Here is a 20,913-nt window from a genome sequence, read left to right on the forward strand (position 1 = left end):
CCCGCCATACCATCGACGGCCGCGCCAAGCTCAAGGTCGACGGCATCGGCAGCGACACCGTGGACCTCAAGGACCGCACCAACCCGTACGCCGAAGTCAGCCTGCTGATGAACCAGAAAGGCGATCTGCCAGTGATGGCGGGCCTGTACTACACCCGCACCGAGTACAAGCTCGATGACGATTCGTACGTGGCCGACAACACCAAGCTCAAGCGTGACGAGTACGGGTTCAAGGTCGGTATAGCCTTCTAAGCCCACCTCGATTCTAACGGTGGGAGCGGGCTTGCTCGCGAATGCGGTGTATCAGTAACAGATCTGATGACTGATACACCGCATTCGCGAGCAAGCCCGCTCCCACATTTGATCGGCGTTGCGGCTCAATCAACTGTCCGCCCAAGCCCCCCTTTCTGTCCCCCAATACCCTCAACGCCGCGCCCTGGCTGCCTTAGTGTGGATCACGCTTTCACACAATAAGAGAGAAGGTGGCTATGCGGGCAATCAACCCCCGTCGCATCAGTCTGCTGCTGGCCGTGACCTGCCTGCTGACAGCCTGTGGCGACAAACCGAAACATCCCCCCGAACGTGCCACGGCGGCCAATGCCATGCCGAGCGACGCAGCCCTGGCCCAGGTCTACGACACCAGTTGCAAGCTGTGCCACGCCAACCCGGCCTCCGGTGCGCCGCTGACCGGTGACGGCCCGGCCTGGAGCCCGCGCATCGCCCAGGGCCCGGACACCCTGCTGGACCACACCATCAACGGCTACAACGGCATGCCCCCGATGGGGATGTGCGTGCAGTGCTCCGAAGAGCAATTCCTGGGGCTGATCAGCTTTATGTCGGGTCAACACATCCAATAAGAATAACGGGGTAGGCGATGGGGCTTTCACGGCGAGAATTATTGCAGCGCGGCGCGGTAGCCGGCGCGTTCATGGCATTGACCAGTAACCCGGTGCTGGCCCAGTTGGCCCGGGCACCGCGGCTGATTCCCTGGCGCAATTGGTCGGGGGCGCAAACCTGTCTGCCCCTGGCGCGGCTGGCGCCGAAGAACCTTGATGAACTGGTGCAGGTCATCGGCCAGGCACCGGGCAAGGTGCGGCCGGTGGGCTCGGGCCATTCGTTCAGTGCCCTGGTGCCCACCGACGGCACGTTGCTGTCCCTGAGTTACTTCAATGGCCTGCTGGATCACGACCCGCAAACCGTGCAGGCCACCTTCGCCGCCGGCACGCCGATGTCGCGCATGGGCCAGGCCTTGAAAGACGTCGGGCAGGCGCTGCCGAACATGGCGGATATCGACTACCAGACCCTGGCCGGGGCGATCTCCACTTCCACTCATGGCACCGGTGTGGGCTTCACCTCATATTCCGGTTGCGTCACCGGCCTGCAACTGGTGACCGCCCAGGGTGAGGTGCTGGAATGCGACGCCAAGCGCCACCCCGAGGTGTTCAGTGCCGCGCGGGTGTCCCTCGGGGCCCTCGGCGTGGCCACCCAGGTCCGCCTGCAAAACCGCGCACCGTACCGCCTGAGGGAGCGCCAGTGGATCGCCAAGACTGAAGAACTGCTGGAGGACGTGGCTAAGAACACCCGGGAAAACCAGCACTGGGAAATGCTCGTGGTGACCCATTCCGACTACGCCCTGTCCATCGCCCTGAACGAAACCACCGACCCCGAAACCCCGCCCATCGACCCGGCGGAGGCGGGCGGCAACGAGTTTGTATCGATCATCGAGAAACTCGACAAATACGGCAGCGATTTCCCCGAGGCCCGGCGTACCTTGCTCAACAGCCTGCGCTTTTTTGCCAGCTTCGATGACCGCGTGGCCGAGTCGTTCCAGGTGTACGCCAACGTGCGCAACGTGCGTTTCAACGAGATGGAATATTCGGTGCCCGCCGAGCACGGACCGGCATGTCTGCGGGAAATCCTCAAGCTGATCAACGACAAGGACCTGCGCACCTGGTTTCCCATCGAGTACCGCTACGTCAAGGCCGATGACATTCCGCTGAGCATGTTCGAGGGCCGCGACAGCTGTTCGATTTCCGTGCACCAGCACTACACCATGGACCACCACAACTTCTTCGCCGCCGTAGAACCGATCTTCTGGAAATACGCCGGTCGCCCGCACTGGGGCAAGTTGCACACCCTCAATGCGCGCACCTTGCAGCCGCTGTATCCGCGCTGGGAGGAATTTACCCGAGTGCGCCGCGAGCTGGACCCCAGCGGCAAATTCCTCAATGCGCACCTGTCGTCTATTCTGGGAGTGGCCTGATGAACCGCAGACATTTCATGCTCGGCACCGGCGTGTTGCTGGTGGGTGGTGCCATCTTGCTGAGGCCGGGCGACCGGGGCAGCCCTTACACCGAGTATTTCCGCAGCCTCAACCAGGAACTCAAGGCCCATGGGCCGATGCGCCCGGTGATGCTGATCGACCTCGATCGCCTGGACCACAACATCGACGTGGTGATGCAGTCAGTGCAGCGCGGCGGCAAACATCTGCGGCTGGTGGAGAAATCCCTGCCGTCGCCGGGGCTGCTGGCGTACATCGCCAAGCGAGCCGGCACCCAGCGCTTGATGTCGTTTCATCAGCCATTTCTGAATCACGACGCCCAGGTGTTTCCCGACGCCGACATCCTGCTGGGCAAGCCGTTGCCGGTGCGTTCCGCCGAGTTGTTTTACCAAACCCACAAGGGCCCGTTCGACCCGTCCCGCCAGCTGCAATGGCTGCTGGACACGCCCGAGCGCCTGCAACAATACCTGGCGCTGGCCCAGGGGCTGGGCACCAAACTGCGGGTCAATATCGAGCTGGATGTGGGCCTGCATCGCGGCGGCATCAGCGACAACGCGGTACTGGGGCAAATGCTCACGCTGATCAGCGCTCATCCGCAGCAGCTGGAATTCAGTGGGTTCATGGGCTACGACCCGTTCGTGGGCATGGGCGTGCCGGGGATTCTCGGCTCGCCCCAGGACCTGTTCGACAAAGTCATGCAGCGCTACAACGGCTATGTGGATTACACCCGCCAGCACTTTGCGCCGCTGTGGCGCGACGGGCTGACGTTGAATACGGCAGGCAGCCCGAGCTATCGCATTCACGAGCAGGAGAAGCTCAGCAGCGAGGTGTCGGTGGGCACGGCGTTGCTCAAGCCGACGCACTATGACTTGCCGTCGCTGAGCGAGCATGTGCCGGCGGCCTATATCGCCACGCCCGTGTTGAAAAGCACCGGGCCGGTGGACATTCCGGCGCTGGACGGCAAGTCGCGGTTGTTCTCGTGGTGGGATGCGAATCAGCGCGCCACGTTCTTTATTTATGGGGGCAACTGGATGGCGGAGTTTGAATCGCCCAGGGGGTTGCAGAGCAATGAACTGTACGGGCGCAGCTCCAATCAGGAGATGGTCAATGGTTCGCCCAAGGTGGGGCTGAACGTGGAAGACCAGGTGTTTCTGCGCCCGACCCAGAGTGAGTTTGTGCTGCTGCAGTTCGGCGATTTGCTGGCAGTACGGGGCGGGAAAATCGTCGATACCTGGCCGGTCTACACCTGACAACGCCGTCCCACTGTAGGAGCGAGCTTGCTCGCGAAAAACCCAAGGACGACGCGTTCATCCAGACGGCCCGCGTTATCGTTGACGTTTTTCGCGAGCAAGCTCGCTCCTACAGTTTTTGCCGGGTTTACAGGGCAAACGGAATCGTCAACTTCGCCCACAACATGTCGCCTTCCGGCCGGTTCTGCACATCAAACTCCTTGGCCCAGCGCACCTCGGCACTCGCATACTTGAGGAAGGTGAAATACACCGCCGGACCGATCGCAAACACCTGGCCCTTGACCCCGTCATCCACATCTTCGCCATAGATGTTCACCACGGTATGCCCGTATTGCTTATCGTCGGTGGTCTGCTTGAGGTAGTAGCCGTTGAGCCCAAGGCTGAGGTTATCCGTCACCTTGTAGCTGGCCGAGTAGTCGAAGTGAAAAATCTGCCCCGAACGGTAATGGGTGTCGGGGTTTTCCTTGTTGAAGCTGTAGGTGGTCTTGATCGACAGCTCAGTGCGCTCGTTGGGCATCCAGGTCGCCGACACCAACGGTTTGTAGGTGTAGAAATTGTTGCTGGTATTGGCCAGGCGCGTGGCGTCGTATTCGCCGGTGGGCAGGGTGATTTCCAGGGCGGTGCCCACTGTCAGGTTCTTGCCCAGGTCCCAGAGGATGATCGGCGCCACGGTGGTGTCGCCCATGCTTTCCCGGGTGTCGGACATGCCGAACAGCGACACCTGTTGCTTCAGGTACGGCTGGGCGATGTAGCCGCCCAGGCGCCCGCCGAATACCCGCAACGGACTGAGGTAATCCAGGCGCGGGATGATCGCGTCGGACTTGATCTTCACGTCCGGCACCTTGCCACCCAACGAGCTGATATCGAGCTTCCTGGCTTCGTAATGGTTGTAATAGATGTTGAAGGCGAACATGTGGTCGGGCAGGTTGTTGACGTCCAGCGGCAGGATGTAGAAGCCATCGGTGCCGGGGCCGATGTTGTCGACGCCGCCTTCGGTGGCCAGGGCCGGCAGGCTGATGAGGGTCAACAGGGCGAGTTGCACGGGGTAAAACGCACGGGTCGTGTTCATGTCTGGGCTCATTATTATTATCAGGACGACGCTGCCTATAGAAATAAGCCCTCGGCGCCCGGCGGGGCAGGGTATTGGCGGCCACATAGGGGGACTTTGGCGGACAGCTTTCATCCAGAGTGCAGCAGTTCTTGCAAGAGCCTATGATTGTCAGGATGTTTCCAAAACAAGAACTGAAGCACTCAGTCGGGAATCGAAGATCCATGCAAAGGAAAGCCGTTGATCCGCACTATGATCTGGCCCTGGTCTCGCCATTTCTGTTGCAAACCCTCGGCCAAGTGGTCGCGCAAAAAGGCGCGAGCGCCGAGCACCTGTGCCGTGGCCTGGGATTCACCCTGGCCGACCTGGACGACCCGGCCCAGCGCATTTCCTATCGCCAGGCGGTAGCGATGATCCAGCGTGCACTCAAGGTGTTGCCCGACCAGGGGCTGGGCCTGTGGGTAGGCCATCAGAACGTACTCGGCACCCTGGGCCTGCTCGGCCATGTGATTTCACTGTGCAAGACGTTGCGCGATGCGTTTGCCATCGGGGAACGTCATCAGCACACCTCCGGTGGTATCGCCACCTCGCGCACCCATGAAGGCCCCCAGGAAGTTTTCGTCGATATCGAATGCCTGCTGCCCTACGCCGAGGTGCAGGTGTTTGCCGCCGAGGAGTTCTTCGCCAGCCTGATGGTGTATGGCCGCGCCCTGGTGGGCGAGGGCTTCATGCCGCTGCGGGTCGAATTTATCCACGCCGCGCCCAGCTATGTCGCTGACTATCACCAGCTGTTGGGTGCGGATGTGCGTTTTGGCTGCCTGCATAACCGCATGGTCCTGGCCAGCCACTGGCTGGATGTGCGGCTGCCCAATCACCATGCCCTGGCCTTGCGCCAGGCCCTGGAACTGCTGGAACTGGAAAGCGCGCAACTGCATCAGAAAATGGATTTGATCCAGGCGGTGGAGCGCGCGATTTCCCGGGATTTGCAGGGCAGCCAGCTGGAAAAGGTCGCCAGTGACTTGAACATGAGCGGGCGTACCTTGCGCCGGCGCCTGACCGAGCATGGGCTGACGTTCGAGGGCTTGCTGGAACAGGTGCGCAGGGCAAGGACCATGGGCTTGCTGAGCAACCCGGGGTTGTCCATCGAACGGATCACCGAGGAAGTTGGCTACAGCGATGTGCGCAGTTTTCGGCGGGCGTTCAAGCGCTGGACCGGGCTGAGCCCCAGTGCGTTTCGCGGTGAAGGCGCAGGGCCGGGGTGATCGTCAGGATTGGCCCCATTGGCTACCTGATCTTTCCCCGGATTGGCTATTTGTCCAATGCCCCCTCGTCACTACTCTAGACACCAATCCCCACTGTTCTGGAGTATCACCATGCAAGCTCGTACCGACTTCTACACCGCTTCCCCGGATGCCATGAAAGCCATGCTGGCCCTGGAGGCTGCCGTCGGCAAACTGTCCATCGAACTGCCGCTGCTGGAGCTGGTGCGCCTGCGTGTGTCGCAGATCAACGGCTGCGCCTTCTGCCTCGACATGCACACCGCCGACGCCCGCAAGGGGGGCGAGACCGAGCGCCGCCTGTACACCGTGTCGGCCTGGCGTGAAACGCCGTTCTTCACCCCCCGTGAACGCGCCGCGCTGGCCTGGGCCGAAAGCCTGACCCTGCTGAGCCAGACCCACGCACCGGATGCAGACTTCACCGAACTGGCCGCCCACTTCAGCCCGCAAGAGCAAGTCGACCTGAGCGTGGCGATCGCCACCATCAACAGCTGGAACCGTCTGGCGGTGGGTTTTCGCAAGATGCCTAAATAACCCCGCGTCACCTGTGGCGAGGGAGCTTGCTCCCGCTGGGCTGCGTAGCAGACCCACAGAATTTTCCCACGAGATGCCGGGATTGCTTCGATTTGGACCGCAGATTAACCTCCCCCGGTTGCTGACACTCAGCAATCGGGCTTCGCGGCCCGCTAACTTGATGCATAATTGCCACCGCTTTGCGCCGGACACTTTGGTGTTCGGCGTTTCGTGTTATGGCAGCTGTGCGTGGGATACCTTCGGGTATGCCGAGTTCCAAGTTCTCGGTCCGCGAACCTGCGTACAGCTGCCACCTTCCATCGCGTCGCGGCGATTAGGTGCAGCTCCAGCCAAACTTGGAGATATGTCATGCACAAAGTCACGCCGAATCCCCCGCCTAAAGATTCAGCAGCGCTGTTGGACGCTGCGAGTCGCGCTGCCCGTCACGCTCTTCCACCTCCGCCACACACCAACGGCTACCTTCCACTGTTTTCCATCAATGCTGCCGCCAATACGGAGGCGCTGCTGGCCAACGCCTATGAGACCCTTAATGGCGCGTGCGGCCTTGTTCAGGATCTGGCGGAGACAATGGACGACAAGCAACGTTGTCAGTTACTGGCCATCGGGCAGTTGCTGGAGTTGACGGTGTTGTTGGTTGATCGGGCGATGGAGCAGAAATGTCCGGTCTAGGCGGTTAAGGAACCGTATTCAACCTAAGAAGCAGATCCAGTGTGGGAGCTGTCGAGCCCCGGCGAGGCTGCGATGGTGGCGGCACAGTCAATATTGATATCGGCTGATCCACCGCCATCGCGGCCTCGCTAAAGCTCGACGGCTCCCACCTTTGTTCTTCTAGAAGTTAACTGTTGCACTCAAGCGCGCCGTCAACGGCGCACCCTGGAACAGGTAGTCATCGCCCATGTATTCGCCAGCATCGCGCCAGTAACGCTTGTCGAACAGGTTGTCGACGCTCAGGCGAAACACCGTTTCATAGCCATCGAGTTTGGTGGTGTAGCGGCTGCCGACGTTGACGATGGCGTAGTCGCCCACTTCCACATCACCGGTGCGATTGGCGTACTTGTTGGCGCTGTATTGCACGCCGCCGAGCAGCGCCAGGCCGTCGACCCAGGGCAGGGCGTAGTCGGCGTACAGACTGGCCCGCAGTTTCGGCACGTTGATCGCCTGATGGCCTTCGTATTCCGGCGTGCCGCTGCCCGTCACCCGTGCACGGATGGCCGCGACGCTGGCGGCGATCTGCAAGCGCTGGGTGGCCCAGCCGTTGGCGGACAATTCCAGGCCGGTGTTTTTCTGCTCGCCCTGTTGCACGTAGGTGTAGTCGCCGGCGTCATCCGGCCTGGCATATTGATAGGCCTGGCGAGTCTGGAAGATCGCGGCGGCAAAGCTGATGCGGCGCCAGTCGTATTTCACCCCGGCTTCGATCTGGCGGGAAACTGTCGGGGCGAGGGTTTCATCTTTATTCAGGGCAAACCACGGCGCGGTACCGCCCAGGGACAGGCCTTTGCTGTAGCTGGTGTAGAGCGACAGGTTTTCAATCGGTTTGTAGATCAGCGCCGCCTGGGGCAGGAACACATACTGCCGGGTGTGGCGCGACTCGTTGCCCTGATCATCGAAAGCCTTTTCGTCCAGGCGCACTTCGCGGCCGCCCACGATGGTCTGCCATTGCTCGTTGAAGCTGATGCGGTCGGTGACGAACAGGCCGTATTGGCGGCTGTCGAGGTTGCGATGACTATCGTTCAGGGGCTTATCGGTGGGCGCGAAGTTTTCCGGGTCCTGATTGATATTGCCGGAGCCAATCATCTCGTTGACCGATTCGCGCTTGTCCACCACTCGCCGAAACGCACTGCTGCCAAACGTCAACTCATGCCCCAGGCCACCGGTATTGAACAACCCGGTCATCGCGGCCTGGATTTCATCATCGCGCCGGGTGTCATCAGGGCTGCGGAAGTCATAGATATCGTAGTTGCCTTCCGGGCTGAAGTAGTTCGGTACCTTGGCCCCGGCACAGCTCGCGGACCCGTAGCAGCCCCACGCAAACGAACTGTAATCATCAATCACCACCTTGCTGCGCGCCGCGCTGACGCTGCCTTTCCACTGGTCACTGAAGCGATATTCAAACTTGCCGTTGAGGTTCAGCGAATCAATCCCTACCTGATTCGCACCGCTCTGATGCCCCAGCAGTTTTTTCGGCGACGCGTGGTGCGGCACCTCGGTCCCGCCCAGCAACTGATAACCCGGCACCGAGCGCTGTTGCTTGTTCTGATACTCGGCATCCAGCTGCAATACCGCGTCGGGGCTGATGTTCCAGTCGAACGCCAGGGACAGGAAATCCCGGTGGCCATTGGCATGTTCGACATAGGAATGCAGGTCTTCATGGGCCACGTTGGCGCGCAGGCCGAACTGCTGCTCGCTGCCAAACCAGCCGCCCACGTCGGTGGCCAGGTAACCACTGCCGCGATCATCGGTGGACACCGTCACCGAGCGCACATCCTCCGGGCGCTTGGTCACGTAATTGATCACGCCGCTGGGCTCGGAAATCCCGCTTTGCATACCCGACAATCCCTTGAGCAGCTCCACGCGCTGCTTGTTCTCCAGGGCAACGTTCTGCTCGCCGGTGATGGTGCGGCCATTGATCTTGTAGCTGCTGGCGGCATTCAGCGAGAAACCGCGCACCACGAAGTTTTCGTAGTAGCCGATGGGCGCATAGCTGTCGCCCACCGAGGCGTCATTGCGCAGCACTTCGCTGAGCAAGCGCGCCTGCTGGTCCTTGATCAACGACTCGTTGAACACCGCGATCGAGGCCGGCGTGTCGAGCAACGGCGCCTCATTGAAAGCGCCCACCGACGCGGTGTCGGTGTTATAGCCGGATTCATCCTGGCCCTGGACCTTCACCTCCGGCAGCTCGATATCAGCCGCCTGGCTGCTTCCAATACCTGCGCTGAGCAACAGGCCGAGGGCAAAACGTGAAGGGGCAGCGGGGCGAAGACGCAAAACCATGGGGGAAGGCCTGAGAGCGCAGAGCGGAGGGCGCATAAGCTAGGCATAACGGCGGCGTTTTACAAGTTTTCGAGAATGGTTCGCTTTGAGACGTCCCGTCTCAGCCCGCAGATCAATCCTGCTGCTGCTCGACAGCGGCCCCTGGCAACTGCGATAGACAAGGCTTCTCTCACCGTTGAAGGAGATCGTCATGAGTATCGCTGGAAAAGTTGCACTGGTGACCGGCGCCGGGCAAGGCATCGGCCGGGCCATCGCCCTGCGCCTGGCGCGGGACGGCGCCGACATTGCGTTGGTGGACATCAACAGCGCGAAGATTGAAGCGGTGGCGGCCGAAGTCGTTGCACTGGGGCGCAAGGCCTCGGTGTATGTCGCCGATGTCTCGAAGCTGGAGCAAGTGGTCGCGGCGGTGGACCATGCCCACCAGACCCTGGGCGGCTTCGACATCATCGTCAACAACGCCGGCATCGCACAGATTGACGCACTGCTGGACGTAACCCCGGAACAGGTCGACCGCACGCTGCGTATCAACGTGCAGGGCACGCTTTGGGGCATCCAGGCCGCAGGCAAGAAATTCAAGGCGCTGAAGCAGAAGGGCAAGATCATCAATGCCTGCTCGATTGCCGGCCATGAAGGCTTTGCGCTGCTGGGGGTGTACTCGGCCACCAAGTTTGCCGTGCGTGCGCTGACCCAGGCCGCGGCGAGGGAACTGGCCAGTGACGGGATTACCGTCAACGCCTACTGCCCGGGTGTGGTGGGCACCGACATGTGGGTCGAGATCGACAAGCGCATGGCCGAGATTACCGGTGCCGAGGTGGGGGCGACGTACAAGAAGTATGTGGACGGGATTGCGTTGGGCCGGGCGGAAACGCCGGAGGATGTGGCGGGGCTGGTGTCGTACCTGGCGGGGCCGGATTCGGATTACATGACCGGGCAATCGCCGTTGATTGATGGCGGGATTCTGTACCGCTGAGCTGGCGGAATCACTCGGTCAAAAAATGTGGGAGCGTGTTGGGTCAGTGCTTGCCGGGCATGTCGATACCCAGCTGGTTAACCCGCCGATACAAGGTCGCCCTGGAAATCCCCAACGCCTGCGCCGCCGCCAGCGGCTTCCATCGATGCCGAATCAGTGCGTCCAGCACCAACTGCCGCTCAGGACTCACGCTTTCCGATGTTTCCACCGCAACCGCGTCACCACGAACTTCCACCGGCAAATCCGCCAATTGAATCGTCCCGCCATCGCACACCGCACACGCATACGCCAACACATGCCGCAGTTGCCGCACATTCCCCGGCCAGGCATAACCCAGCAGCGACTCCAGCGCCGCTGCCGCGATCCCGACCGCAACACCGCTGTGCCGCGCCTCCTGCTCCAGAAGCCGATTGATCAATGCCAGTTTGTCCATGCGCTCGCGCAATGGCGGCACACAGAACCGCGCACAGCCCAACCGGAAATACAAATCCTCGCGAAAGCTTCCAGCACTCACCAGCGCCGCCAAGTCCCGATGGCTGGCGCAGATCACCTGGATATCCACCGCCCGGGTTTTTGCCCCGCCCAGCGGCGCCACTTCACCTTCGGCCATTACCCGCAGCAGTCGCGTCTGCAACGCCAGCGGCATGTCGCCGATCTCGTCGAGAAACAACGTGCCGCCATCGGCCTGCAACAGCAGCCCGGTCATGCCCTTGCTGGAGGCACCGGTAAATGCCCCGGCCACGTAGCCGAACAGTTCGCTCTCGATCAGGTTTTCCGGGATCGCCGCGCAGTTCACCGCCACAAAGGGTCCGTCGCGACGGGCGCTGCGTTCATGCAACTGGCGGGCAAACACTTCCTTGCCGGCGCCGGTTTCGCCCTGGACCAGCACCGGCAGGTTGCGGTCCTTGACCCGCACGGCCAGGCGCAGATGTTCTTCTACTCGCGGGTCTACCTGATGACTCGAAGACACCGTCGCACGTGCAGCCTTACGCCGCGGCGCGCTGACCCGTACCTGCAACGCCCCCGGCTCGCCGAACCAATGCAACTGCTGCGTCGATTGATCGGTCACGGCGCGCAACGCGTCCAGGTCAAACACTTCGCCGATATGCTCCGGCAATTGCCCGAAGCGCAACCTCAGGGCCTGCCGCGCCTTGCTGTTCAAGGCTTGCAGCCGCCCATCCTGATCCCACGCCAGCAGCATGTCCGGCTGGCTGTCGACGTAACCGGGCGTGCTGTGGGCCTGCAACACCCAATGTTGCCGGGCGCTGTGCATGAAAAACGCGTTCTCGATGGCCCGCGCGCTTTGCGCCACCATCTGCCGCACCAGGTGTTGGCTGCGCCGGTCATCCGGCGATTTCAGGGCGGAGGCGTCCATCACGCCCAGCAGGTTGCCCTGGGGATCAAAGATGGGTGCGGCAGAGCAGGTCAGGCCGATAAACGCCGCACGAAAGTGGTCGCGCTTGTGCACGGTGACCGCGGCCTTGCTGGTCAGCACCGTGGCCACGCCGCAGGTGCCTTCCTCGGCTTCCGACCAGCAGGTGCCCAGGTACAGGCCGGCCTTGCGGCAGTCGTTGCGAATGCCGGCGTCCACACGATGGTCGATGGTCTGGCCCTGGGCGTCGGTAAGCATCACGCAGTAATCGGCGTGGCGCACCCGGTTGTGAATCTGCCCGACTTCCTCGCTGGCGATGCGCATGAACAGTTCGGCGCGTTCGCGGCATTCCTTGAGCAGGGTGCTGGTGAGGATGCGCGGCCCTTGCAGGGAACCGGGGTCGAGGTGGTGCTGCTCCATGGAGCGGCGCCAGGAATCAAAAATCAGCGACGGCACCGGCGCCTGGGGCAGGCGGTCGGCGTTGCGTACCACGCGGCTGACACAGTCGACATGGTCCTTGGAGTTCACGGCGAGCATTGAAGCCTCCGGTTCTCGATCCTTGTTGTTATGCCCGCCATTAAGCGCCCATGGGCCGGGAGGAACAAGGCCGGCCTGACCAACTGCCCGAGGTGAGACGCAGCGTCTCATTGCGCCTGAGACGCTGCGGGCAGGTTGCAACGGCGCGTCTCATTGAACGGCCCACAGTGGCACGTCCACGCTTCCAGACAACTGCTCTGGGTCAAGGCTTTTCCGGGTTTTCCAACGGATTGGCACAGGCCGTGCTGAGTGCCTTGCAGCTGGCCTGATCCAGCCTTTTGTGTGTCGAGACAACCTGGAGAACGACAAGATGTCCACTCACCTGTCCACCGATCAATTGCTCCATGCCTACACCGTGATGCGCACCATCCGTGATTTCGAAGAACGCCTGCACGTGGAATTCGCCACCGGCGAGATTCCCGGTTTCGTGCATTTGTATGCCGGCCAGGAGGCCAGCGCCGCCGGGGTCATGGCCCACCTCAACGATGAAGATTGCATCGCGTCCAACCACCGTGGCCACGGCCATTGCATCGCCAAGGGTGTGGACGTGTTCGGCATGATGGCCGAGATCTACGGCAAGAAAACCGGGGTGTGCGGCGGCAAGGGCGGCTCCATGCACATTGCCGACCAGGAGAAGGGCATGCTCGGCGCCAACGGCATTGTGGGTGCCGGGGCGCCGCTGGCGGCCGGTGCGGCCCTGGCGGCCAAGCTCAAGGGCAGCGCGGGGGTGGCGGTCGCGTTTTTCGGCGACGGCGGCTCCAACGAGGGCGCGGTGTTTGAAGCGATGAACCTGGCCTCGATCATGAACCTGCCGTGCCTGTTCGTGGCCGAGAACAACGGTTATGCCGAAGCCACCGGGTCCGGCTGGTCGGTGGCCTGCAAGGACATTGCCGAGCGCGCCGTGGGTTTTGGCATGCCGGGGGTGATTGTCGACGGCAACGACTTTTTTGCCGTGCACGCCGCCCTCGGCGTTGCGGTAGAGCGTGCCCGCAGCGGTAAAGGGCCGACGCTGGTGGAGGTCAAACTGAGCCGTTTCTACGGCCACTTCGAAGGCGATGCGCAAACCTATCGCGGCCCGGACGAAGTGAAGAACCTGCGGGAAACCGGCGACTGCCTGAGCCTGTTTCGCCAGCGCTGCACCGCCGAAGGCTGGCTCGACGCGGCTCAGTTCGAACGCATCGACACCGAAGTCGCGCAGCTGATCGAAGACGCCGTGCGCCTGGCCAAGTCCGATCCCAAACCCCAGGCCGCCGACCTGCTGAGCGATGTCTACGTCGCCTACCGCTAACCGCCACCCACTACAAAAACAATCCGTGGAGAAGTCATCATGGCTAGAAAAATCAGCTATCAGCAGGCAATCAACGAAGCCCTGGCCCAGGAGATGCGCCGCGACCAGAGCGTGTTCATCATCGGCCAGGACGTGTCCGGCGGCACCGGTTCGCCCGGTGAACAGGACGCCTGGGGTGGCGTGCTCGGCGTCACCAAGGGCCTGTACCCGGAATTCCCCGACCGCGTGCTCGACGCGCCGCTCTCCGAGGTCGGCTATGTAGGCATGGCCGTCGGCGCCGCCACCCGAGGCATGCGCCCGGTGTGCGAATTGATGTTCGTCGACTTTATCGGCTGCTGCCTCGACCAGTTGCTCAACCAGGCGGCGAAGTTTCGCTACATGTTCGGCGGCAAGACCACCACACCGCTTGTAGTGCGCGCCATGTACGGCGCCGGCCTGCGTGCGGCGGCCCAGCATTCGCAGATGCTCACTTCAATGTGGACGCATATTCCCGGGCTCAAGGTGGTGTGCCCGGCCACGCCCTATGACGCCAAGGGCATGCTGATCCAGGCGATCCGCGACAACGACCCGGTGATTTTCCTCGAACACAAAATGCTCTACAGCCTCCAGGGCGAAGTGCCGGAAGAGCTGTACACCGTGCCGTTCGGCGAAGCCAACTACGTGCGTGAAGGCAACGATGTAACCCTGGTGACCTACGGGCGCATGGTGCACATCGCCCTGGAAGCCGCAGCTAATCTGGCGCGCCAGGGTATCGACTGCGAAGTGTTGGACCTGCGCACCACCAGCCCGCTGGACGAAGACAGCATCCTTGAAAGCGTGGAGAAAACCGGGCGCCTGGTGGTGATCGACGAGTCCAACCCACGTTGCTCGATTGCCACGGACATCAGTGCATTGGTGGCGCAACGGGCGTTCGGCTTCCTGCGCGCGCCGATCGAAATGGTCACCGCGCCTCACACGCCGGTGCCGTTCTCCGATGCCCTGGAGGACCTGTACATCCCCAACGCGGCGAAGATCGAAGCTGCGGTGCTGAAGATCGCCGACAAGAGGAATGCCGCATGATCCATACACTGACCATGCCCAAGTGGGGGCTGTCGATGACCGAGGGCCGGGTTGATGTCTGGCTCAAGCAGCCGGGCGACCGGGTGGAGAAGGGTGAAGAGGTGCTGGATGTCGAGACCGACAAGATTTCCAGCAGTGTCGAGGCACCCTTCAGCGGGGTGCTGCGGCGGGTGTTGGCCCAGAGCGATGAGACATTGCCCGTGGGGGCATTGCTGGCAATCGTGGTGGAAGGCGAGGCCAGCGAGGCCGAGATTGATGGGGTGATCGAGGCGTTCCAGGCGGGGTTCGTTTCCAGTGCCGCCGAGGCTGAAGCCAGCGGGCCATCGGCACAGAAGGTCGAGGTGGGCGGGCGCCTGCTGCGCTATCTGGACCTCGGGGAGGGCGGCACACCGCTGGTGCTGGTGCACGGCTTTGGTGGCGACCTGAATAACTGGCTGTTCAATCACCCGGTGCTCGCGGCTGAGCGGCGGGTGATCGCCCTGGATTTGCCGGGGCATGGCGAGTCGGGCAAGTACCTGCAAACGGGCGAGCTTGAGGAGCTGAGCCAGGCGGTATTGGCACTGCTGGATTATCTGAAGGTTGACCGGGTACACCTCGCCGGGCATTCCATGGGCGGGCTGGTTTCCCTGAACCTCGCGCGGGTGGCACCGCAGCGTGTGGCGTCGTTGACCCTGATCGCCAGCGCTGGGTTGGGTACGCAGATCAACAGTGACTACCTGCAAGGTTTTATCGACGCGAGCAATCGCAATGCACTCAAGCCGCAACTGGTGCAACTGTTCAGCGATCCGGCGCTGGTGACTCGGCAGATGCTGGAAGACATGCTCAAGTTCAAGCGCCTGGAGGGTGTGGAGCAGGCGTTGCGGCAGATCACCGGAGCGTTGTTCAGCGGTGGTCGGCAATTGGTGGATTTGCGCAGTGTGGTGGGGCAGCAGCCGAGCCTGGTGATCTGGGGCAGTGAGGACGCAATCATCCCGGCGAGCCATGCCCAGGGGCTGGAGGCTCAGGTGGAGATACTGCCGGGGCAGGGGCATATGGTGCAGCTGGAGGCAGCGGAGCGGGTGAATCAGTTGATGCTGGCGTTTCTTCGGACCTGATCGTTCCCACGCTCCGCGTGGGAACGATCTTCAAATGTGGGAGCGGGCTTGCTCGCGAAGGCGGTGTATCAGTGCCAGATTTATTGACTGACCCACCGCATTCGCGAGCAAGCCCGCTCCCATACAAGCCCGCTCCTACATTTACCTCTGGCGCTTCAGGGTCTCGCTGGGCAACTCCTGAAACAACGCCCGATAACTGTTGGAAAAACGCCCCAAATGCCAGAACGACCAATTCATCGCCACCTCCGCCACGGTGGTGTCCACTGACGGCGGGCTCAACAACTCCCGCCGTGCACTGTTCAACCGGCGCAACCGCAACCACTGCGCCGGGCTCATCCCTGTATACGTCTTGAACCCGTGCTGCAACTGGCGCAACGGCACCCCGGCAATGCGCGCCAGTTGCAGCAGGTTGACGGTTTCATCCGGCACATCCGCCGCCCATTCGCCAATGCGCGCCATGATGATTCGCTCCTCGGTGCGCCGCTGCAATGAGCCCTTGTCGAGGCACACGCAGGCGTTGTCGAGGATGAACAGGCAATCGTCGAGCAACTGTTGCGTGAGGGCATCACGACTCGGCAGGTCCAGCGTCGCCGACAGCCGCGTCAGCGTGCCGCTGAGCCAGCGGCTGAACAACGGGTTTTGCAGGGAGTTGAGCGGGGCCATGAACAACCCCTCCAGCTTCGCCACATCCAGACCATGGCGCTGGACAAACTGCGGCCCGAACACCACTGCCACTTCGCGGTAGTTTTCCGGGGTGATCCAGGTGTTGCGGCTTTCGCCATTGAGCACGTACAGCGCGTTGTCGCTGCCATCGAAACAGAACGCCAGGGAACCCGGCGGCGCGTTGAAGTTCTGCTCCACCCGGGTGTTCATCCGCTCTTCGTACACCTCGACACCTTGCAGGTCGAGATAGCGGATCTGCCCGGCAAAATGCCCCGGGGACATCTGCTGGTACTGCTGCACCCAACCGGGTGTCGCACTGCATTGAGCGGCCACATCACCGGTGGTGAAGGCCTGTACGCGCAAAGCTGTTGCCTGTGTCATGGGTAACCTGGGCGCACTCTATTGGTGCGTTGTGGTTGGCGCAAAGTGGATAGATGCCGTTGGACGGCTGGCCCAAGATAGACCTCAATGCGCCGCGAGGGAAGCCCGCGGCGCAGCATCCAACCCATGACGAGGTCCTTATGAACGCCCCCTTCGATCAGCTGTCCGCCTGGCTGAAAGAACACAAGATTACCGAAGTCGAATGCGTGATCAGTGATTTGACTGGCATCGCACGCGGCAAGATTTCGCCCACCAACAAGTTCCTGCATGAGCGAGGCATGCGCTTGCCGGAAAGTGTGTTGCTGCAAACGGTAACCGGGGACTTTGTCGACGACGATATCTACTACGACCTGCTGGACCCGGCCGACATCGACATGATCTGCCGCCCGGTGTCCAACGCCACCTACGTGGTGCCATGGGCCATCGAGCCGACGGCCATCGTGATCCACGACACCTTCGACAAGCAGGGCAACCCCATCGAACTGTCGCCGCGCAACGTGCTGAAAAAGGTCCTGCAACTCTATACCGACCAGGGCTGGCAGCCGATTGTCGCGCCGGAGATGGAGTTCTACCTGACCCAGCGCTGCGAAGACCCGGACCTGCCGCTGAAGACCCCGCTGGGCCGTTCCGGTCGCGCCGAAAGCGGCCGCCAGTCATTCTCTATCGACGCTGCCAACGAGTTCGACCCGCTGTTCGAAGACGTCTACGACTGGTGCGAAGCCCAGGGCCTGGACCTCGACACTCTGATCCATGAAGACGGCCCGGCGCAGATGGAAATCAACTTCCGCCACGGCGATGCCCTGGACCTGGCCGACCAGATCACCGTGTTCAAACGCACCCTGCGCGAGGCTGCACTCAAGCACAACGTGGCGGCCACCTTCATGGCCAAACCGGTGGCCGACGAGCCCGGCAGCGCCATGCACCTGCACCAGAGCGTGGTGGAGATCGCCACCGGCAAGCAGGTGTTTGTCGATGAGCACGGCAACAAGAGCCAACTGTTCCTCAACCACATCGGCGGCCTGCAGAAGTACATCCCCAAGCTGCTGCCGATGTTTGCGCCTAACGTCAACTCGTTCCGCCGCTTCCTGCCGGACACCTCGGCACCGGTCAACGTCGAGTGGGGCGAAGAAAACCGCACCGTCGGCCTGCGTGTACCGAGCTCCAGCCCCGACGCCATGCGCGTGGAAAACCGCCTGCCGGGCGCCGACGCCAACCCGTACCTGGCCATCGCTGCCAGCCTGTTGTGCGGCTACCTCGGCATGATCGAAAAGGTCGAGCCCAGCGCCCCGGTGGAAGGCCGCGCCTACGAGCGCCGCAACCTGAGGCTGCCGATCACCATCGAAGACGCCCTGGCGCGCATGGAAGAGTGCGACACCGTCAAGCAGTACCTGGGAGACAAGTTTGTGCGCGGCTACGTCGCGGTCAAGCGTGCCGAACACGAGAATTTCAAGCGGGTGATCAGCTCCTGGGAACGTGAGTTCCTGCTGCTGAGCGTCTGACGACTCGTCCGTAGCAGCTGTCGAGCCTTAGCGAGGCTGCGTCGGGCCCACCGCAATTGTGTCTGATACAACGCTACGCAGCCTCGCCAAGGCTCGACAGCTGCTACGGGCAGAATGGCTGGATGAATACATAAAAATCAATCAAGCAAAGGGGTGTCGATATGCGTCTGGTGAAAAAGCTTCTCCCGCTGGCCTTGGCGGCGTTGTTCAGCAGCGCGGGCCACGCCGCGCAGACGGTCAGTGTGTACAACTGGACCGACTACATCGGTGAGACCACCTTGGCCGACTTCCAGGCCAAGACCGGGATCAAGGTGATCTACGACGTGTTCGACTCCAACGAAACCCTGGAAGGCAAACTGCTCGCCGGCCGTACCGGCTACGATGTGGTGGTGCCGTCCAACCACTTCCTGGCGCGCCAGGTAAAGGCCGGCGCGTTCCTCAAGCTGGACCGTTCGCAGCTGCCCAACTTCAAGAACCTCGACCCCAAGCTGCTCAAGCTGCTGGAGAAAAACGACCCGGGCAACGAGCATTCGGTGCCGTACCTGTGGGGCACCAACGGCATCGGCTATAACGTGGACAAGGTCAAGCAGGTGTTGGGCATCGACCATATCGATTCGTGGGCCGTGCTGTTTGAACCGGAGAACATCAAGAAGCTCCACGAGTGCGGCGTAGCGTTCCTCGACTCGGCGGATGAACTGTTCCCGGCGATCCTCAACTACATGGGCAAGGACCCGCGCAGCGAGAATCCCGAAGACTACAAACAGGCCGAGGCCAAGCTGCTGACCCTGCGGCCGTACATCACTTATTTCCATTCCTCCAAGTACATCTCGGACCTGGCCAACGGTGATATCTGCGTCGCCTTCGGTTATTCCGGCGACGTGTTCCAGGCGGCCAACCGCGCCAAGGAAGCCAAGAACGGCGTGAACATCGCCTACTCGATCCCCAAGGAAGGCAGCAACCTGTGGTTCGACCTGCTGGCCATCCCGGCGGACGCCGCCAACCCGAAAGCCGCCCACGCCTTCATCAACTACTTGCTGGACCCTGAAGTGATCGCCAAGGTCAGCGCCAGCGTCGGCTACGCCAACCCGAACCCGGCGGCCAAGGCCTTCATGGCCCCCGAGCTGGTGAACAACCCCGAGATCTACCCGTCCCAGGAAGTGCTCGACAAACTCTACATTTCCACCACCCCGACGCCCGCCGTCATGCGCTTGATGACGCGGTCTTGGAGCAAAGTGAAGACCAACAAATGAACCGTTCCTCCTCCGACCACGCTCGTTCCTATTACCTGGCTTCGGCCAACGCCATGCCCCGGCGCCCAGCGCTGGGGGCTGACCTGACGGCCGATGTGTGTGTGATCGGTGGTGGGTTCACTGGGGTCAATACCGCCATCGAATTGGCCCGGCGTGGGCTATCGGTGATTTTGCTGGAGGCCCGGCGGATTGGCTGGGGCGCCAGCGGGCGCAATGGCGGGCAGTTGATTCGCGGGATTGGGCATGACGTATCGGGCTTTGCCAGGTACGTGGGGGAGGAGGGCGTGCGTTACCTGCAGCAGGCCGGGATCGATTCGGTGGCGCTGGTGGGGGAGCGGATTCGCGAGCACGGGATTGACTGTGATTTGCGCTGGGGGTTTTGCGAGTTGGCGAATACGCCGGCGCAGTTTGCGGCGTTTCAGGGGGAGCTGGAGAGCCTGGCTGCCTTGGGGTATGCGCCTGAAACACGGTTGGTGGTATCGCAGGATATGGCGCAGGTGGTTGGCTCAGGCTTGTATGCCGGTGGCCTGGTGGACATGGGCTCCGGGCATCTGCACCCGTTGAACCTGGTGCTGGGGGAGGCTGGTGTGGCCGAATCCCTTGGGGTGCGGATCTTTGAAGACAGCCCGGTGCTGGAGTTGATCCATGGCGACACGGTGCAGGTGCGTTGCGCGTCCGGCACCGTGCGCGCCGGTAACCTGGTGCTGGCGTGCAATGCGCATCTGGAGGAATTGGAGCCGAAGTTGAGCGGCAAGGTGCTGCCAGCGGGGAGCTACATCATTGCGACCGAGCCGCTGTCGGTTGGGGTGGCTGATCAGTTGATTCCGCAGAACCTGGCGTTGTGTGATCAGAAAGTGGGGTTGGATTATTACCGCCTTTCGGCGGATCGGCGCTTGTTGTTTGGGGGGGCTTGTCATTATTCGGGGCGTGATCCGGTGGATATCGCGGGGTATATGCGGCCGAAGATGCTCAAGGTTTTTCCGCAGTTGGCGAATACCGCGATTGAGTTTCAGTGGGGGGGGAAGATCGGCATCACCGCCAATCGCTTTCCCCAGGTGGGGCGCCTGAAGCAGCATCCGAATGTGTTCTATGCCCAGGGGTATTCGGGGCATGGCCTTAACGTGACGCATTGGTGTGCGCGGTTATTGGCTGAGGGGATTCAGGCTGGGCAGAGCCGGGGGTTGGATGTTTTCAGCCAGGTGCCGCATATGACGTTTCCCGGGGGGAAGGTGTTGCGTTCGCCGCTGCTGGCGTTGGGGATGTTGTGGTATCGGGTGCGGGAGATGGTGGGGTGATTGATTGTGTACATATCCGTTTCTTCGGTAACGGCCACCTATGGTTTCGCTCTTACAGCGAGTCACTTTGCAAAAGCGTGTACGGACCGGACACATGGTTGACGGGTGTACGGGGACATGGTTGA

Annotated in this window: 17 protein-coding genes and 1 pseudogene; 14 read left to right on the plus strand and 4 right to left on the minus strand. The window is 61.9% G+C overall.

All coding sequences use genetic code 11. The annotated features are described in order from the left end of the window. From A462_RS30715 to A462_RS30700, 4 genes and pseudogenes are all read left to right on the plus strand, one after another. Positions 1–251, plus strand: a pseudogene (locus A462_RS30715) (hypothetical protein); the annotation flags it as partial. Between the two features lie 236 nt (positions 252–487). After that, complete coding sequence (locus tag A462_RS30710) at positions 488–856, plus strand: c-type cytochrome (RefSeq protein ID WP_003219191.1); 369 nt, start codon at positions 488–490, stop codon at positions 854–856. A 77-nt stretch (positions 857–933) separates the two neighbouring features. Further along, positions 934–2,262 carry a D-arabinono-1,4-lactone oxidase gene (locus A462_RS30705; protein ID WP_173883077.1) on the plus strand — a complete coding sequence of 443 codons (1,329 nt, stop codon included), beginning with the start codon at positions 934–936 and terminating at the stop codon, positions 2,260–2,262. 59 nt (positions 2,263–2,321) lie between these two features. Next, positions 2,322–3,530, plus strand: a complete 1,209-nt coding sequence (locus A462_RS30700; RefSeq protein WP_177325563.1) for a DSD1 family PLP-dependent enzyme — start codon at positions 2,322–2,324, stop codon at positions 3,528–3,530. Between the two features lie 127 nt (positions 3,531–3,657). Here A462_RS30700 and A462_RS30695 read toward each other — a convergent pair whose 3' ends face one another. After that, complete coding sequence (locus A462_RS30695; RefSeq protein WP_003219185.1) at positions 3,658–4,599, minus strand: SphA family protein; 942 nt, start codon at positions 4,597–4,599, stop codon at positions 3,658–3,660. Positions 4,600–4,802: 203 nt separating this feature from the next. Here A462_RS30695 and A462_RS30690 point away from each other — a divergent pair, with 203 nt between their 5' ends. The 3 genes from A462_RS30690 to A462_RS30680 all read left to right on the plus strand — a co-directional run bounded on the left by A462_RS30690 (position 4,803) and on the right by A462_RS30680 (position 7,058). Next, complete coding sequence (locus A462_RS30690; RefSeq protein WP_008430730.1) at positions 4,803–5,840, plus strand: AraC family transcriptional regulator; 1,038 nt, start codon at positions 4,803–4,805, stop codon at positions 5,838–5,840. Positions 5,841–5,951: 111 nt separating this feature from the next. Then, a complete protein-coding gene (locus A462_RS30685; RefSeq protein WP_003219182.1) occupies positions 5,952–6,389 on the plus strand; it encodes a carboxymuconolactone decarboxylase family protein in 438 nt (145 codons plus the stop codon). Between the two features lie 348 nt (positions 6,390–6,737). Further along, positions 6,738–7,058 (plus strand): DUF6124 family protein, encoded by a 321-nt coding sequence (locus A462_RS30680; protein ID WP_008430732.1) that lies wholly within the window; start codon positions 6,738–6,740, stop codon positions 7,056–7,058. A 159-nt stretch (positions 7,059–7,217) separates the two neighbouring features. On the opposite strand, the gene A462_RS30675 is transcribed toward A462_RS30680, so the two are convergent. Continuing rightward, entirely contained in the window at positions 7,218–9,380 is a 2,163-nt protein-coding gene (locus tag A462_RS30675; protein ID WP_008430735.1) for a TonB-dependent siderophore receptor, read from the minus strand. 190 nt (positions 9,381–9,570) lie between these two features. On the opposite strand from A462_RS30675, the gene A462_RS30670 reads away from it, so the two are divergent. Continuing rightward, positions 9,571–10,350: an acetoin reductase gene (locus A462_RS30670; RefSeq protein WP_008430737.1), complete on the plus strand. Its 780-nt coding sequence runs from the start codon at positions 9,571–9,573 to the stop codon at positions 10,348–10,350. A 43-nt stretch (positions 10,351–10,393) separates the two neighbouring features. On the opposite strand, the gene A462_RS30665 is transcribed toward A462_RS30670, so the two are convergent. After that, positions 10,394–12,259: a sigma-54-dependent Fis family transcriptional regulator gene (locus A462_RS30665; RefSeq protein WP_008430739.1), complete on the minus strand. Its 1,866-nt coding sequence runs from the start codon at positions 12,257–12,259 to the stop codon at positions 10,394–10,396. Positions 12,260–12,569: 310 nt separating this feature from the next. On the opposite strand from A462_RS30665, the gene A462_RS30660 reads away from it, so the two are divergent. From A462_RS30660 to A462_RS30650, 3 genes are read left to right on the plus strand one after another with little or no spacing between them, the layout of a single operon-like run. Further along, positions 12,570–13,547: a thiamine pyrophosphate-dependent dehydrogenase E1 component subunit alpha gene (locus A462_RS30660; RefSeq protein WP_003219159.1), complete on the plus strand. Its 978-nt coding sequence runs from the start codon at positions 12,570–12,572 to the stop codon at positions 13,545–13,547. 39 nt (positions 13,548–13,586) lie between these two features. After that, positions 13,587–14,606: an alpha-ketoacid dehydrogenase subunit beta gene (locus tag A462_RS30655; protein WP_003219158.1), complete on the plus strand. Its 1,020-nt coding sequence runs from the start codon at positions 13,587–13,589 to the stop codon at positions 14,604–14,606. Then, complete coding sequence (locus A462_RS30650; protein WP_008430742.1) at positions 14,603–15,700, plus strand: acetoin dehydrogenase dihydrolipoyllysine-residue acetyltransferase subunit; 1,098 nt, start codon at positions 14,603–14,605, stop codon at positions 15,698–15,700. The genes A462_RS30655 and A462_RS30650 overlap by 4 nt, the downstream gene beginning before the upstream one ends. Before the next feature lie 141 nt (positions 15,701–15,841). On the opposite strand, the gene A462_RS30645 is transcribed toward A462_RS30650, so the two are convergent. After that, positions 15,842–16,744: a helix-turn-helix domain-containing protein gene (locus A462_RS30645; RefSeq protein ID WP_008430744.1), complete on the minus strand. Its 903-nt coding sequence runs from the start codon at positions 16,742–16,744 to the stop codon at positions 15,842–15,844. A 140-nt stretch (positions 16,745–16,884) separates the two neighbouring features. Between A462_RS30645 and A462_RS30640 the strand changes: the two genes are divergently transcribed. From A462_RS30640 to A462_RS30630, 3 genes are all read left to right on the plus strand, one after another. Next, the gene (locus A462_RS30640; RefSeq protein WP_003219154.1) at positions 16,885–18,243 is read left to right on the plus strand and encodes a glutamine synthetase family protein; all 1,359 of its coding nucleotides are present in this window, start codon (positions 16,885–16,887) and stop codon (positions 18,241–18,243) included. Between the two features lie 161 nt (positions 18,244–18,404). After that, positions 18,405–19,493, plus strand: coding sequence for a polyamine ABC transporter substrate-binding protein (locus A462_RS30635; RefSeq protein ID WP_003219153.1), 1,089 nt, complete (start codon positions 18,405–18,407; stop codon positions 19,491–19,493). Beyond that, the gene (locus A462_RS30630) at positions 19,490–20,788 is read left to right on the plus strand and encodes an NAD(P)/FAD-dependent oxidoreductase (RefSeq protein WP_008430747.1); all 1,299 of its coding nucleotides are present in this window, start codon (positions 19,490–19,492) and stop codon (positions 20,786–20,788) included. The genes A462_RS30635 and A462_RS30630 overlap by 4 nt, the downstream gene beginning before the upstream one ends. Positions 20,789–20,913 lie beyond the last annotated feature (125 nt).

Origin of the sequence: Pseudomonas sp. Ag1, assembly GCF_000278565.1 — a bacterium.
GTDB lineage: Bacteria > Pseudomonadota > Gammaproteobacteria > Pseudomonadales > Pseudomonadaceae > Aquipseudomonas.

Excerpts from the sequence above, each read along its gene's own strand:
- A462_RS30710 (WP_003219191.1), top strand. The coding sequence starts at position 488 with ATGCGGGCAATCAACCCCCGTCGCATCAGTCTGCTGCTGGCCGTGACC.
- A462_RS30695 (WP_003219185.1), bottom strand. The coding sequence starts at position 4,599 with ATGAACACGACCCGTGCGTTTTACCCCGTGCAACTCGCCCTGTTGACC.
- A462_RS30690 (WP_008430730.1), top strand. The coding sequence starts at position 4,803 with ATGCAAAGGAAAGCCGTTGATCCGCACTATGATCTGGCCCTGGTCTCG.
- A462_RS30685 (WP_003219182.1), top strand. The coding sequence starts at position 5,952 with ATGCAAGCTCGTACCGACTTCTACACCGCTTCCCCGGATGCCATGAAA.
- A462_RS30680 (WP_008430732.1), top strand. The coding sequence starts at position 6,738 with ATGCACAAAGTCACGCCGAATCCCCCGCCTAAAGATTCAGCAGCGCTG.
- A462_RS30675 (WP_008430735.1), bottom strand. The coding sequence starts at position 9,380 with ATGGTTTTGCGTCTTCGCCCCGCTGCCCCTTCACGTTTTGCCCTCGGC.
- A462_RS30670 (WP_008430737.1), top strand. The coding sequence starts at position 9,571 with ATGAGTATCGCTGGAAAAGTTGCACTGGTGACCGGCGCCGGGCAAGGC.
- A462_RS30665 (WP_008430739.1), bottom strand. The coding sequence starts at position 12,259 with ATGCTCGCCGTGAACTCCAAGGACCATGTCGACTGTGTCAGCCGCGTG.
- A462_RS30660 (WP_003219159.1), top strand. The coding sequence starts at position 12,570 with ATGTCCACTCACCTGTCCACCGATCAATTGCTCCATGCCTACACCGTG.
- A462_RS30655 (WP_003219158.1), top strand. The coding sequence starts at position 13,587 with ATGGCTAGAAAAATCAGCTATCAGCAGGCAATCAACGAAGCCCTGGCC.
- A462_RS30650 (WP_008430742.1), top strand. The coding sequence starts at position 14,603 with ATGATCCATACACTGACCATGCCCAAGTGGGGGCTGTCGATGACCGAG.
- A462_RS30645 (WP_008430744.1), bottom strand. The coding sequence starts at position 16,744 with ATGACACAGGCAACAGCTTTGCGCGTACAGGCCTTCACCACCGGTGAT.
- A462_RS30640 (WP_003219154.1), top strand. The coding sequence starts at position 16,885 with ATGAACGCCCCCTTCGATCAGCTGTCCGCCTGGCTGAAAGAACACAAG.
- A462_RS30635 (WP_003219153.1), top strand. The coding sequence starts at position 18,405 with ATGCGTCTGGTGAAAAAGCTTCTCCCGCTGGCCTTGGCGGCGTTGTTC.
- A462_RS30630 (WP_008430747.1), top strand. The coding sequence starts at position 19,490 with ATGAACCGTTCCTCCTCCGACCACGCTCGTTCCTATTACCTGGCTTCG.